At 36.9% G+C, this 15,117-nt stretch carries 13 protein-coding genes; 2 read left to right on the forward strand and 11 right to left on the reverse strand.

Going from position 1 to position 15,117, the window contains the following annotated elements:
• Positions 1 to 146: 146 nt before the first annotated feature.
• The 3 genes from COB47_RS10630 to COB47_RS10640 are packed head-to-tail and all read right to left on the reverse strand — an operon-like array spanning position 147 to position 1,890.
• The gene (locus COB47_RS10630) at positions 147 to 827 is read right to left on the reverse strand and encodes a hypothetical protein (protein ID WP_013291365.1); all 681 of its coding nucleotides are present in this window, start codon (positions 825 to 827) and stop codon (positions 147 to 149) included.
• Positions 827 to 1,519 (reverse strand): ATP-binding cassette domain-containing protein, encoded by a 693-nt coding sequence (locus COB47_RS10635; RefSeq protein ID WP_013291366.1) that lies wholly within the window; start codon positions 1,517 to 1,519, stop codon positions 827 to 829. The genes COB47_RS10630 and COB47_RS10635 overlap by 1 nt, the downstream gene beginning before the upstream one ends.
• A 5-nt stretch (positions 1,520 to 1,524) precedes the next feature.
• Positions 1,525 to 1,890, reverse strand: coding sequence for a GntR family transcriptional regulator (locus COB47_RS10640; protein WP_013291367.1), 366 nt, complete (start codon positions 1,888 to 1,890; stop codon positions 1,525 to 1,527).
• Positions 1,891 to 2,079: 189 nt separating this feature from the next.
• Here COB47_RS10640 and COB47_RS10645 point away from each other — a divergent pair, with 189 nt between their 5' ends.
• Positions 2,080 to 4,083: a rhamnogalacturonan lyase family protein gene (locus COB47_RS10645; protein ID WP_013291368.1), complete on the forward strand. Its 2,004-nt coding sequence runs from the start codon at positions 2,080 to 2,082 to the stop codon at positions 4,081 to 4,083.
• Positions 4,084 to 4,136: 53 nt separating this feature from the next.
• Here COB47_RS10645 and COB47_RS10650 read toward each other — a convergent pair whose 3' ends face one another.
• From COB47_RS10650 to COB47_RS10685, 8 genes are all read right to left on the reverse strand, one after another.
• Positions 4,137 to 6,452 carry a glycoside hydrolase family 3 N-terminal domain-containing protein gene (locus COB47_RS10650; RefSeq protein ID WP_013291369.1) on the reverse strand — a complete coding sequence of 772 codons (2,316 nt, stop codon included), beginning with the start codon at positions 6,450 to 6,452 and terminating at the stop codon, positions 4,137 to 4,139.
• A 341-nt stretch (positions 6,453 to 6,793) separates the two neighbouring features.
• Positions 6,794 to 8,359 (reverse strand): L-lactate permease, encoded by a 1,566-nt coding sequence (locus COB47_RS10655; RefSeq protein WP_013291370.1) that lies wholly within the window; start codon positions 8,357 to 8,359, stop codon positions 6,794 to 6,796.
• 94 nt (positions 8,360 to 8,453) lie between these two features.
• Positions 8,454 to 8,915 carry an HD domain-containing protein gene (locus tag COB47_RS10660; RefSeq protein WP_041742823.1) on the reverse strand — a complete coding sequence of 154 codons (462 nt, stop codon included), beginning with the start codon at positions 8,913 to 8,915 and terminating at the stop codon, positions 8,454 to 8,456.
• Positions 8,916 to 9,052: 137 nt separating this feature from the next.
• On the reverse strand, positions 9,053 to 9,805 hold the full coding sequence (locus COB47_RS10665; RefSeq protein ID WP_041742556.1) for a GltB/FmdC/FwdC-like GXGXG domain-containing protein: 753 nt from the start codon (positions 9,803 to 9,805) through the stop codon (positions 9,053 to 9,055).
• 1 nt (position 9,806) lies between these two features.
• Positions 9,807 to 11,075, reverse strand: coding sequence for an NAD(P)/FAD-dependent oxidoreductase (locus COB47_RS10670; RefSeq protein ID WP_013291373.1), 1,269 nt, complete (start codon positions 11,073 to 11,075; stop codon positions 9,807 to 9,809).
• 19 nt (positions 11,076 to 11,094) lie between these two features.
• Complete coding sequence (locus COB47_RS10675) at positions 11,095 to 11,562, reverse strand: 4Fe-4S dicluster domain-containing protein (protein ID WP_013291374.1); 468 nt, start codon at positions 11,560 to 11,562, stop codon at positions 11,095 to 11,097.
• Positions 11,563 to 11,565: 3 nt separating this feature from the next.
• On the reverse strand, positions 11,566 to 13,074 hold the full coding sequence (locus COB47_RS10680) for a glutamate synthase-related protein (RefSeq protein WP_013291375.1): 1,509 nt from the start codon (positions 13,072 to 13,074) through the stop codon (positions 11,566 to 11,568).
• Complete coding sequence (locus tag COB47_RS10685; protein ID WP_013291376.1) at positions 13,071 to 14,165, reverse strand: class II glutamine amidotransferase; 1,095 nt, start codon at positions 14,163 to 14,165, stop codon at positions 13,071 to 13,073. The genes COB47_RS10680 and COB47_RS10685 overlap by 4 nt, the downstream gene beginning before the upstream one ends.
• 349 nt (positions 14,166 to 14,514) lie before the next feature.
• Between COB47_RS10685 and COB47_RS10690 the strand changes: the two genes are divergently transcribed.
• The gene (locus COB47_RS10690; protein ID WP_013291377.1) at positions 14,515 to 14,838 is read left to right on the forward strand and encodes a cupin domain-containing protein; all 324 of its coding nucleotides are present in this window, start codon (positions 14,515 to 14,517) and stop codon (positions 14,836 to 14,838) included.
• The last annotated feature ends 279 nt before the right edge of the window (positions 14,839 to 15,117 follow it).

Raw genomic sequence — 15,117 nt, forward strand, 5'->3', positions numbered from 1 at the left:
TTATTTATATTTCTTCAGCAAAAACAAAAAATCCTTCTTATAGCTCATAAGCAAAATTGTGAAGAAAAAATTAAGGACTGCCTCTAAAATTTTACAGACAGCCCTTACAATATTTGCTCTATTAATTTTTAATTTTCTAAATTTGTCTAAGTCTGAAGCCCTTTTTTGAGCGATTTTGTAATAAACAACATAAGAAGGATTATGGTTAAAAAACTTATTATCAAAATGGTAGAAAAACAAAGATAAATATTTTTAAAGTTATTATCAATAAATGAAATTAATTTTGACCACAAATTAGCTATAAACATAACTGCGGCAGGCACAATATAATCTACTTTTGTAAATCTTCTATATACATGATAAAACACTATTCCGCCAACTATCCAGCAGTAAATTACAATGATATTTAAGTAGAAAAGCACTAAAAAGAAATTTACTTTATCCTTTAAAACAAAATATTTAATAACAAATTCGATATACTTTGAGCCATTGAAAAGAAAACCAAGTCCATTGAACCAGAGTATAAAGATAACTATATCAAGCAAAAAGTGCAAAAATTCGCTTAGTAGAAAATAGCCTGGAGTAATTTTATTTGAAGAAAATACTAAAAATCTTTCTGGCTTTGTAAGAAGTTCATTAAACCTGATACAATGAGATATTAAAATCGCTATTGTAGATATGACTGAAAAAATAAAAAATATTGGCGCAATTTCATCTTTAGGAAAATATTTTAGAAATATCCACAATAAAATAGCAGTTGAACTTATAGTATAAATAAGATAAAAGTTTAAACTATTTCTGTATTGGTATTTTACAAACTTTACCATCAGCCTAAAACCTCCTTTTTGAAAAACTGGTTTATAGACACTCCAAATTTTGAACGCAAGTTTTCTGCAGAATCTCTTAAAACTATTTTCCCGTCTTTTATAAATATTACTTCATCAAATATATGTTCAATTTCGGAAATAATGTTTGTTGAAATAATAATTGTTCTGTCATCTGCCACATTGGCTAAAATTATTTCAATTATCATATCCCTTGATACAGGATCAATAAAAGCGAAAGGCTCATCTAATAGATATAAATTAGTATTTCTCGAAACTAAAAAAGTAACTGACAACTTTTCTATTGCACCTCTTGATAAATCATGAATTTTAGAATTCTCATTAATGTTCAAAAATTTAATAAGCTGCTCAGCTTTTTGAAGGTCAAAATCATTGAAAAAATCAGAATAAAACATTAAAGCTTCTTTTACCTTCATCCATTTTGGAAATATTATGGAATCCGGCAAGAAAGCAACATACTTACGTGTCTCAACCCCCACCTCCTTACCGTTTATAAAAACCTCCCCAGAAGTTGGTCTTGCAAAACCTGAAATAATCTTCAAAAGTGTTGTTTTACCTGCACCGTTTTCTCCTATAAGTCCAATTATTTTTCCTTTATCAGCTGAGAAGTTAATATCATTTAAAACAGTCTTTGAACCATATCTCTTATACAAATTCTTTACTTCAAGTAGCATTTATTTTACTCCTCCCTGCTTAGTTTTTTTTCAAGAATACTCAAAATCTCACATTTGCTATATCCAATCTCATTCATTTCAGCTATAAAATCTTCCAGTATTTTTTCTGCCATCTTTTCTTTTAAACTCTTAATAAGCTTACCATCAGATATTACAAAATTTCCAATTCCTCTTTCGGTTTTTATAAGGCCTTCTCTTTCAAGTTCCTGAAAAACCCTTTGCGCTGTGTTTGGATTTATATTGAACTTCTGCGACATTTCACGAACTGAGGGAAGCTTTTCACCAGGCCTTATTTTGCCACTGACAATCTGCTTTTTTAGGTATTCCAATACTTGTAAATAAATAGGGACATTGGGGTTAAATTCAATCAATTCTCTCCCTCCTGTATTTGTGTTCTAATTAGATAATACACTAATACGATAAGATTGTCAATGGGATATTTTTAGTTTTTTTATCCAACAAAAAATAAATTTCTAAAATGTTTAAAAGAATCTTCTCTTAAGGCAAGAACATTCTGGTATAATTTAATAAATAGAAGACCATTTTGAAGGTGTGAAAAGATGCAAGAAGAACTGGTGCTTGTCTGCAATGAAAAATTTAAAGACTTTCCCATTGGAAACTTCCCCTTTGACCCTCACCATTCTGCAATGGGAGAATATCACTGCTATATCCCTGAAGGCTATCGCGGAAACTGGTACGATCCGGTAGTTTATCATGGCTGGAATGGAAGTGGACCTACCTGGATTGTAACAGAGGAAGATGGCAAAAAGTTTATGGAACAGACAAGGGTGCTCGCCGCATTAAAGAATTTGTGGCCAATGCTTGTAACAGGAGATGAGTTTTGGCAAGACTATTTAGTTGAAGCTCAGGTAAGAATGCTTTCAACCATTTCTCCAGCCCATGCAGGCATAATGTTCAGATATATTCATGCCCGAAGTTTTTATGCTCTTTTGTTTCAAGACAAAAAGCTCAAGCTTATAAAAAAAGATCAGGAAAATATTGAGGTCCTTGCTTTGTGCAACTTCAATTATGATTGTGATACATTTTATAATCTGAAAGTGGAATGTGTCGGCAGCAAACTAATTGGATATGTAAACAACAAAAAGATGGTAGAAGCAATTGATAGCTCATATACAAGAGGAAAAATCGGGATTACAGCAACAATGCCTGCACAATTTACAGATGTCAGGGTGTTGATGAACCATCAAGCTTATAAAAATTATTTGATGGCAAAAAACAATTGGGTTCAAGTTGAAAAAAATCTTCAATGCGAGTATCCTCAGCCGGTTTTATGGAAGATAATTGATTTTAAAAATTTTGGCGCAGGCAGGCAAATAAGATTTGGAAATTTACCAGAAAACAATCAGAAGTTTATGATAATAGCCCAGCATCAAAAGAGAGTTCACAGAGATGCATATGCAAATATAAGCTGTCTTACAGCAATTGATTTTGATGGTAATGTTATGTGGCAGATTGGTGAACCTTCTTCACAAAAAGACCATGCATATCTTACAGCCGACCTTCCTTTTCAGGTGTGCGATGTTGACCTTGACGGGGTTGATGAGGTAATTGTGGCAAGAAACTTTAAAATCATGATTTTAGACGCTCTCACAGGAAAAATAAAAAAACAAATTTCTGCACCTTTTTCTGATGAAACTGACAAGCTATACTCTGTCCCATTTGGTCAATATGCATTCGATAGGGTCAATATTGACTCAATTAGAATTGCAAACTTAACTGGCAAATCTAAACCAACAGATATAATTGTAAAAGATAGATATAGCAGGCTTTGGGCATACGATAACAATCTTGAACTTCTGTGGAAATTCAATGGTAAAAATACAGGACACTTTATGTTCACAAAAGACATTGATAACGATGGCAAAGAGGAAGTTGTTGTAGGGTATCATCTTTTAGATCATGATGGAAAGCTTCTGTGGACTTTATCTGTAGAATCAGACCACACTGATGAGATTGTGATAGGTCCAATTGACCCTGAGAGAAAAGAGGACATCATTGCAATGGCCTGTGGTGATGAAGGTTTTATACTCTCTGACCTCAAAGGCAATATTATCAAGCGACATTTGATAGGCCATGCTCAAAGAATAAGTGTTGGAAACTATCGACCTGATCTTAAAGGGTATGAGATATGCGTAACTACATACTGGGGATATCAAGGAATAATATACATCTTTGATTGTAAAGGGAATCTTCTGCATCAGTTCGAGCAACCTGTGCCTGGAAATATAATAACGCCTGTCAACTGGACGGGAGACGGAAGAGATTTGATATTACTTAGCGGTCATGTTCAGCATGGTGGGATGATTGATGGTTTTGGAAGAAGGGTTGTAACTTTCCCTGATGATGGTCATCCAATCCTTTGTGCAGATAGCATTGATGTTACAGGTGATGGCAGAGATGAGATATTGCTGTGGGATGAAAAGAAAATGTTCATTTACACCCAGCAGGACAATGGTATTAAGTCAAACGTACTTGTTCCAAATAAATACCCCATTATAAATGGCTCAAACTATAGAGGGGAGTTCTCTTTTTATAATACTTAAAAAACAAGGGACTGGTGCTAATAATTAGCATCAGTCCCTTATCATTTTTAAGTTTATTCACACCACGCACGGCTAAGATAATTTTTGATTTTTTTTGCATCCTTCTTTTCGCCCACAATCTCAAATGTACCTGTAAACTTTATGTCTTCTGAAGATGCCCCTACCATGACCTCAACAGTGCCGGGTGAGATTACCCTGTTCATATCATAATCATAGTATGCAAACTGGTCCGGGAAGATTTCAAATACAACCTTCTTCTTTTCGCCCGGATTTAAGTGCACTCTCTTGTAAGCTTTTAGCTCTTTTACAGGGCGAGTTACCAAGAACTCTTCTTTTCTTGTGTAAAGCTGAACTATTTCATCACCTTCACAGTTTCCTGTATTTTCTATCTCAACAAAGATTTTTATACTTTCATCCATTGTAATTTTTTCTTTTTCAATAGTAAGATTTTTGTACTCAAAAGTTGTATACGAAAGACCATAACCAAATGGTAAAAATGGCTTTGAAGACATCTCAACATAATCTCCATGCCAGCACGACTTTCCACCGGATGGCTTGTGACCATAGTATACCGGTACTTGCCCAACATCTCTTGGGAACGAAATTGCAAGTTTTCCACCCGGATTGTACTTCCCAAAGACAATATCTGCAATTGCCTCTGCACCCTCTTCGCCCGGGAACCATGCTTCCAAAACAGCTTTTGATTTTTGCCAGATATTTTCTAAGGCAACAGGTCTGCCGTTCACAAGAATAACAACAATGTTTTGATTCACCTTTGCAATCTCTTCTATCAGTTCTTCCTGAACACCTGGAAGCTTTAAGCTCGCTCTGTCTCTTGACTCGCCGGATGTGCAGTCAAGTTTTAAACCTGCTTTGTCACCAACTACAACAATTACAACATCTGCATCCTGTGCAGCTTTTTTTGCTTCTTCAAAGCCGGACTTATCGTGGGAGTTTACATCACAGCCTTTTGCATAAACAACTTCTGTCTTCTCTCCTATTCTTTCCTTTATAACCTCATACACAGATTTAATATTTACAACCTTTTTGACAAATGCATCTTCATCGCCAAGATCAACTTCTTCTTTCATAAAGAACATCTCTGTTGTTGAGATGTGTGCTGGGTAAGAATAATCACCAAGAAGGTTTCTAACTGAATTAGCATTAGGTCCTATCACAGCAACTTTCTTGAGGTCTTTTTCTTTAAGTGGCAATATACCGTCGTTTTTCAAAAGAACTATAGACTCCTGTGCAACTTTTCTTGCCAAATCTCTTTGTTCTTTGTTGTCAAAAAGTTCTATGATATTTTCTGTTTTTACAAATGGATTGTCAAAAAGTCCGAGCCTGAACTTCATCTCTAAAACTCTCTTCACAGCAGCATCAACAACCGCCATGTCAAACTTGCCTTCTTTTAACGCCTCAATGAACTTTTCTGTAAAACATTCTATTCTTGGAAGCTCAATGTCAAGCCCTGCCCATAGAGAAATATATGCTGCTTCTTCATATGTTTTAACTGATTTGTGATAGTCTAAGATATTTTTAACACCACTGTAGTCGGACACAAATATTCCATCAAATCCCCATTCATTTCTTGCAATTTCGGTCAAAAGCTTCCTGTTTGCATGACAAGGAATTCCGTCAATTTCATGGTAAGCTGGCATAATTGATTTTAGACCTGCAACTTTAACAGCAACTTCAAATGGATAAAGATACACTTCTCTTAGCTCTCTTTCAGGAATATGAACAGGTGCCCAGTTCATCCCGCCTTCTGACATTGCATAACCAACAAAATGCTTTCCTGTTGCAATAACCTTTTCTTCAAAGTCTTTGCCTTGAATACCCTCAACATAGCTTACAGCCATGTTCGCAACAAGATATGGGTCTTCACCAAATGTTTCTTCAACTCTTCCCCAACGCGCATCCCTTGCAACGTCAATGAGCGGTGCTAATGCTTGGTGCGCACCAACAGCTTTCATCTGAAGTCCTATTACCTTTGCCATTTCTTTTACAAGCTCATTGTCAAACGTGCAGGCAACACCAATGCTCTGGGGAAATACTGTTGCTTTGCTTGCCATAAAACCAGAACATGATTCTTCATGGATTATAGCAGGAATTTTTAGTCTTGTGTTTTCAATCAAAAACTTTTGTATTTGGTTTGCAGCCTCTAAAGCCTGCTGAGGTGTGAAATTGCTCGCACCTGCAACTCTTGTAATCTGACCAATACCATGAGGAATAACTTTTTTTGCTTTTTCCTCAGAAAACTGATTGTTTTCCAAAATATCCTTCACAAGCACACTTGTGAGCTGATACACCTTTTCTTCAACAGTCATTTTCTGTAAAAGCTCATTTACCTTTTTTTCAATTGACACTTGAAATTACACCTCCAACTTGAAATTTAAAAAACTTTGTGCCGGGGGGGTAGAAAACGGTTTCAATGTTCATGAATAAAATTATGTCTCAATTAAATTATATCATTGTCAATTTAAATTCATCAACTATGCACTTTGTCAAATTATTTTTTAATATTATCATGAAAAATAGCTAACCAAATATCTCTATTTTAGAAAAAAGGGGGCTGTCCAAAAAGGTGAATGGATAGCCCCTTTATTTCAATAATATAACTTAATTTACTCGGTTCTGCGTGTATATTGCAAAATAAAAATTTTAAAATTTTGTTTTTAGACAACCTCTCTTATTTACATCAAAATCCTTATATAACATAGTGTCTCAAAACAAAACTAATTATTCCTGTTATAAACGCCATTACAAGCGAAATTATCAGGGTTGTTCTCAAGACCTTTGACTCCTCGCCGATTGCATCAATTGCTGCAGCTGCATTTTGAAGTTTTGACGGTGAAATGCCAGAGGCAAGTCCACCACCAAAAGCCACTACTGCGACCATCAAGAGTGGAGATAGTCCGAGCAATTTTGATGTTTCAATAGTATACTTTGCAAACATGGCAACGGTGGATGTTTCAGTACCTGTAATGAAACCGCCAAGTATACCAAGGTAAGGAGCCAAAAAAGCATAGCCATGTCTGAAAGCTTTTGCCGAATATTCTGCAAGTACATAAACAATGTTGTGTGCAGGTTGCAAAAGTTCATATCCGTTTGATGTCTTTTGATAACCTGAGTACATCATAACATAGGCCATCAGGAAAAACACAGTTGAAGACCAGAAAGGCTTTGGTATCCTTGATTTTGTCTTTTCCCATACACTTTTTAGTTTTTCCCCATCCATCTTGAAGATGAAGAATGAAATAACTGTTGAAAGTAGTATCCATGTATACGACTGCCAGATTACCCTCGTAAAAATCGGTTTTATTTTAGGTCCCTTCATTACTTCAACTGGCATTGAAAGTTTGTTATACAAAAATTCTCTTATAGGAGTGATGAGATTCGTAATTAGAATGAATACAACAAGAAGTATCCACGGCGATGTTGCTTTTATTATTCCCATTGTTTTCTCAATTTTTCTATCTTCATCAGTAAAATGGCTCGAATCATACACGCTTTTGCCAAGAAGTTTGAGTATTGCCATCATGACAAGCATTATGAGAATCCCTGCAAATATACCAGTTATAACTGGTGCTTTTACTAAAATCGCAAGCTCTGCTGCTGCATAGGATGTAAGTCCAACAATTATAGCAGGCACAAACCCTCTTTTGGTAAACTCGCTATTGCCAATTATAAAAAGCATTGCGAGTGAGATTGTAAATGAAACAACTCCAACAAACGGCAAAAAGTATCTTGCAGCTGTTATCAAATCCACATTTGCTATCTGCGAAAACACAACCAGTGGCGTACCAAGAAGTGCGTATGTACACAGCGCATCAAACCCGACTGCAGACAGGGCAATTGCCGCAAAAGTGGAATACCCAAGTCCAATCAAAATTGGGGGAAGCACTGTCACAGGAATAGCACCTGTTGCTGCAAGAAAAGTGCCAAAACCCACATTTAAAATCAATGCTTGATATACCTTGTCATCTTTTGATAGCCCTTTTATAAACACAATAATTCTTTTCATAGCACCTGCTGACTCCATGACATTGAGCTGTAGGATTGACGTGACAACAACTAAAGATACAGGAAGGGCAGCTAAAAATCCCATTATGGATGATTTTAACACAACATCAAATGAGGTTTTAAAATACACAATGGCAATCAAAGCTGTTGCCACCCATCCGACAAACCCTGCAACATCTGCAGTCTTCTTTGCAAAGATGAGAAGAAACAAGACAAGCAAAATTGGTAAGACACTCAAAACCAAATCCATACTACCATCAATCCCCCTTCTACCATCCTACAGATTTTATTCTCAAGGCCAGCGCAAAATCCTATTTTGAGCCGGCCATGCTACCAGTACTACCTCATACTTCAAACATCTTCTCAAGCAGGAAAAGTCCCATCTTTGTTTTAAAGTACTTGTCCCTTATAGTTTTTATTGTTTCGACTTCCATAGAGTCTTCATATATATTTACAAGAAAATCTGCCTCAACAAGGATTTGAAAGTCAATGTCATCTATCTTTGAATATGAATGATGGTTGCCAATGAGAAAAAGTATCCTCTCAAGTGTGTCTTTTTCAATATTCATGGGTGACAAAATTTCTTTTGCAACCTCTGGTCCTTCAATCTCCTGCAGATGACCTGCTGTTGAGTTATATTTTTGTTCACACACCTTAATCCCAATATCATGCAAAAGTGCAGCAGCCTCTAAAACATACTGTTTTTTACTGTCCAAACCTTCCGCCTTTCCAATCAATCTTGCAAACGAAAATACTTTGAGTGCATGGTTTATTCTTCTCACATCGTTTTTGAAATATTTTATCATCTCAAATGTTATTAAATCAATAGGATCCACTGCACAGCCTCCTTTGGCTTCGCTTGAAAAATTTCTACTAAACCGCAGGATGACCAGTGGCAAAATTTCCTGCCACTGGTCAGATTGTCTTATTCACTATTTAATTATTAATAAGCATATAGCTTACCATACGGGCGTTTGTTGTAAGGAATTAGTTTGTAAAACGGCTTTGACATTATATACTCTTTACTATATCCAAAAAGCTTTACAAACTCTGTGACATATTTATCAATGAATTTATAATCTTCTTCTTCCATATCAACAACTTTTACTTCTTTTCCAAGCTGATATGGCTGAAGTTCTCCACGAAGATACATCACACCACCATGCATACCTGTGCCACAGTAAAGACCTGTTATAGGCTCACCATCTTTCAATGTAAGACCCAGAACAATTATCCTTCCACCTGCCATGTACTCGCCAAGAAAATCTCCTGCTTTCCCGCCAACCACCAATACAGGAATCTTGTCTTGATACTCCTTCATGTGAATTCCTACTCTATAGCCAACATCGCCTTTTATGAAAATCTCGCCGCCGCGCATTCCATAGCCTATAATATCCCCTGCAGAACCATGAACTATTATTTTGCCCGCGTTCATGGTATTTCCAATACCATCCTGACCGTTTGCAAATACCTCAATTGTAAGTCCGTTCATGAACGCAGCCATGTCATTTCCAGGGGTGCCATAGATGTTAAGTTTCCTATCCGGGAATGTCAATCCATCGCCAATGTAGCGCTGTCCATTTACATTTATCAAATCTATCTCTTTGTAACCTTCATTAAGTGCACTTTCAATCATTTCATTCAACTCTTTGTAATGAATACCTTTTGCGTCTATGGTAAGCTTATGAAGATTCATTTTAAGCTTTTGCACCCCCTAAAATCTTCTCCTGCCTTACTTCTTTTGGCAAATCTAAATATCCAAAGTCCTCGTCAAGAAGTCTGTGCTTTATACTCTCAACATTAAAGCCTTCTTTTATCATATTAGTTATCATACCAGCTCTGTCAATTGAGTTTATAAACATAAAGCCAATAACTCTGCCATTTTTGAGATATATCTTTCTGTAAGTATTCTTCTCATTGTCGTGTTTTACCAAAACTTCTATATCATCAGAGTTAGGCACAACAATCCCTGCTGTTATCATATGGACATCAAAAAACCCTATTGAGTTCATTGGGAATCCTCTGTCAAATGTCTTTTCAACCCCTGCCATGTTATAGCCTGCCGTCTCGCCCTGATTATAAGCATTCGGCCAGATTGGAATTACTCTCTGTTGTTCAAATACAAAATCGTATCCTTCTGCACAGTCTCCCGCTGCATATACATCCTTTATATTTGTCTCCATTTTATTGTTAACAACAATACCTCTGTTTATTTTAAGCTCTGTACCCTTCAAAAAGTCTACGTTTGGCACAACGCCTATAGCAAATACGACTATATCGGCATCTAAAACCTCACCATTTTTGAGCTTTACCTTTTCAACCTTTCCGTCACCTGTTATCTCATCAACAGATGTCTCAAGTTTGAAAACTATACCATGTTTTTCAAGCTCATTTTGAACTATCTTTGATGCTTCCAGATCCAGTATAGACCCTAAAATCCTGTTTGCAAGCTCAACAACAGTAACATCTACATTTCTTTTTATAAGTGCTTCTGCTGCTTTGAGTCCGCTCAAGCCCGCTCCAATGACTACTGCCTTTTTTGCACCATTTTTGATAGCCTCATCTATTGCTTTCACGTCATCAAACTTTATAAATGTAAACACATTCTTGAGTTCAAACCCTTTTGTTGGCGGGATGAAAGGTTTTCCACCTGTTGCAATCAATAACTTGTCATATTTTACCTTTTCACCATCATCAAGTAAAACTTCCTTATTAGCAAAATCAACTGCTACTGCTTTTTTGCCAAGTTTTGTCTCTACTTTGTTTTTCTCATAGTAGTCCTCATCTCTTATATACATTTTGTTTTCGTCAACTTTTCCGCCAAGATAATAAGAGATGAGCGGTCTTGAATATACCCTGTACTTTTCATCTGATATAACAACAATAGGGTTTTGCGTGTCAACCTTTCTTATCGCTTCTATACATCCACAGGCAGCAACAGAATTGCCTATTATAACATACTTCATTGACAACATTTCCCCCTTTTTAGACCTCTTTGATTTCAAGGGCCTCATTTGGACAGTTCTTAACACACGCAGGTTCACCAAGTTCCAAACACAAATCACATTTTGAGGCTGCTTTCTTGTTTTCTCCTCGCCTTACTGCTCCATGCGGGCATGCCATTATACACGACCAGCACCCAACACACTTTTCCTCATCGCAAACTATTCTTCCATCTTCAAGCCTCTTCATTGCACCTGTGATACATGCCTTTGTACATGGAGCATCATCGCAGTGTCTGCAAGAAAGAGCAAATGTGGTCCATGTTCCACTTTTTTCTTCTATCAAGATTCTCGGCGTAGGTTTTTCATCTTTGTGTTTTATATAAAGCTTAACAAGCTCGTGAGCCTTAACATTTGGCTTTTTGTATTTAGAGTGAGCATACACACAGTAAACCTCACACAGGTGGCACCCTACACACACATCTTCTTTCGGAAAAATCTTCTTTGCCAAAGCCTATACCCCCTCTCCCGCATGCTTTACACCTAAGATCTCCATTTCTTTCTCTGTAAGTCCGACTGCCCTTAGCATAAGTCTATTACCTCTCAAGCTCTCCAACGCATTTATTCCCATAAGACCCAACATTTCTTTTATCTCATGACTCCAAGCCTTCAAAAGGTTTGCTGCTCTTTTTGCACCAATCTCTGGATTGAGTCTTTTTACTAAAACAGGGTCCTGTGTTGCAATTCCCCAGTTACACTTTCCTGTATGACACTTCTGGCAAACATGACATCCCAACGAAATGAGCGCCGCTGTTCCAATAAAGACCGCATCTGCACCAAGTGCTATAGCCTTTACAACATCTGCGCTGTTTCTAATCGAACCTGCAACAATTATTGACACTTGGTTTCTAATTCCTTCTTCTCTGAGCCTTGAATCAACAGCTGCTAAGGCAAGTTCTATTGGAATACCAACATTATCTCTAATTCTGAGCGGTGCTGCACCTGTGCCACCTCTCACACCATCGATTGTGATAAAGTCAGCACCTGCTCTTGCAATCCCAGAGGCAATTGCTGCAACGTTGTGAACAGCTGCAATTTTAACACCAACAGGTTTTGTATAGTTTGTAGCCTCTTTTAAAGCAAAGATTAGCTGTCTTAAATCTTCAATTGAATAAATATCATGGTGTGGAGCTGGTGAGATAGCATCAGAGCCAATTGGAATCATCCTTGTTCTCGATACCTCTTCACCAACCTTTTCACCAGGAAGGTGACCGCCAATTCCCGGCTTTGCACCCTGACCAATCTTTATTTCAATTGCTGCACCTGCGTTCAAATAATCAACATCAACGCCAAATCTTCCTGACGCACACTGAACAATTGCTCTTTCTTTGTATTTATAGAGTTTCTGATGAAGTCCACCTTCACCTGTGTTCCAGTATGTCCCTACCTGGACAGCAGCTGCTGCCAAAGACTCACAGGCATTTAAAGATATTGAACCAAACGACATCGCAGAAAACATAATAGGTACTTCTAATTCAAGCTGTGGCGGAAGTTTTGTTTTTAAATTGCCTTTTTCGTCAAACTCAAGCTTGTCAGGTTTTCTACCAATAAAGGTTTTAAGTTCCATTGGTTCTCTCAGCGGGTCAATTGACGGATTTGTAACCTGGCTTGCGTTTATTAAGAGCCTATCCCAGTAAATTGGTATTGGTTTGTCATTTCCCATACCAGTTAAAAGTATTCCGCCTGTCTCTGCCTGTTTGTATATTTCATTTATATAAGCTGGTGTCCAGTTAGCGTTCTCTTTGAATGCATTTTCTGTCTTTTTGATGGTAAGAGCCTTTGTTGGACACATAACAACACATCTGTGGCATGCAACACACTTTGAAGAATCAGCAACTACTCTGTCTTCTTCATCATCATATTCATGAACTTCGTTTGCACACTGGCGAACACAGACTTTACAGCGAATGCATCTTGTCTCATCTCTTACAACCTCAAATTCATTTTCATATAGCGAAATCATACTATCACCCCTTCGTCCAAAGTAACATACACAGGCTCTCCGCCTTTGGGCATCCAAACCTTTTCTGGGTCTTTGCATATTTCTCTTATTGCTGCCTCTTCTGATGCGACATATACAAAGTCGCCTTTTTGCGCAGCAACAAGCGGTCGCAGTTTTATTCTATCGTTAAGAGCAAGTATTCCATTGGAAAATCCAAGAATTATTGAAAATGGACCATTTACTAAACAGGATGAGTAAACTGCTCTTATCGCTCTGAGTTTTTCTCTTTCTTTTTCATCCTGCCTATCAATCACACTCCAAAACGGAGCTGCTAGGGCTTTGGCTGCAATTTCGACAGAAAGCTTGTGTTTTCTCAAAAGAAGGTCAAAAAGGTATGCCATGACCTCAGTGTCAGTCCTGAGTGTACACTTGTAACCAAACATCTCTAAGTATCTGTAATTTGTTCCATACGATGAAATCTCGCCATTGTGGACAATTGACCAGTCAAGCAGGGTAAACGGGTGAGCTCCGCCCCACCAGCCTGGCGTGTTTGTTGGGAATCTTGAGTGCGCTGTCCAGATATATGCCTTGTACTCGTCAATCCTGAAAAACTCGCCTATGTCCTCTGGATATCCAACGCCCTTGAATGCACCCATGTTCTTACCACTTGAAAACACATACGCACCGTCAATTCTACTGTTTATGAACATTACACTGTCAACAACAAAATCCTCTTCTGTTTTTTCTGTATCTCTCAATTTTTTCTCAAGTGGCTTTACAAAATATCTCCAGACAATTGGAGCGTTTTGAATACTTGAAACCTTTCTTGTTGGAATTACTTCACTTTCCAATACTTCAAAGTTCTGATTTAAAAAGTGCTCTGTATCTTCTTTTGCCTTTATATCATCAAAAAATAGGTGAAAAGCATACCAATCTTTTCTGTCAGGATAGATTCCATACGCTGCAAATCCACCACCAAGTCCATTTCCTCTTTCTTTCATGATAGCAATAGAATTGATGATGTCCGTGCCAGAAATTCTCACACCCTTTTTGTTGATAAATCCCGAAATAGCACAACCAGATGGAATTCTAACTTGCCCTTCCCTTAACAATTTTTATACCTCCTGTGTATATAAATTGAAAATTATTTACTATTGAGTTTTTTACTTCTAAAAAAATTACATCTTTTGCATACAAAAAACAACATTTATACATGTATACAATGGGTTAAGTTTAATTATAGCAGCAAATTGTTAAACAATCAATAAGAAATTGAGGAGAATTTTTTGTAAGCTGCAAGTTGAAAACAAAAAACTTGCAATTTTGATGTGAAGCTTGTAAACCTTTATGCAGGAAGACAAAAGATAAAAAATTTTGAATGTATCTTTTAATTGCAATGACCATAGGTTAGAATTTAAGTATAGCATATTAGATAAAAAATGAATTTTTAGAGGTGAAAAAATGCCAAAGCGAAATATAAAAGAAGAACCTGTCATGTTTGGCGACCCGGGATTTTCTTCATGGGGTATAGCTTATTACAAAAAAGGGCAAAAAAATATTGTTGAAAGACACACACACGACTGTGATGAGTATTATTTTGTGTTAGAAGGTAAATTAAAAGTAACATCGGAAGACAAAGAATATATACTTGAAAAAGGTGATATGCTCTGGACCAAGATGGGCGACTTTCATGAAATTGTAGAGGCCTTAGAAGACACAACAATGTTTTGGTTAGAAGGTCCACTGATGGGCAAAAGACGAAAGGGACATCAGTATGAGCTATAAATAAGTTATTGAAAAGAACTTTATTTTTTTGTAAAATAATAAACAGTTCTTTGGTTAAAAATTAAAAAGAGGTTGTGCTCTTTGTTAAAAGGGAGTAGCACCAAAAGCCTTGTCCTCAACATTCTCGAGAAAGGTGTTTTTAAAAACCTTTCTCTGGGGATAAGGGCCCAAAATAGGGTGTGCGAGACTTTTAACATGTGATTTTGTGTCACATGTTAAAAGTCTTTTTTATTTGTCTTTAAAAAGATTTTGCAAAACCCATAATAGTTTTGTCAGCAG

Source organism: Caldicellulosiruptor obsidiansis OB47 (assembly GCF_000145215.1).
Lineage (GTDB): Bacteria > Bacillota > Thermoanaerobacteria > Caldicellulosiruptorales > Caldicellulosiruptoraceae > Caldicellulosiruptor > Caldicellulosiruptor obsidiansis.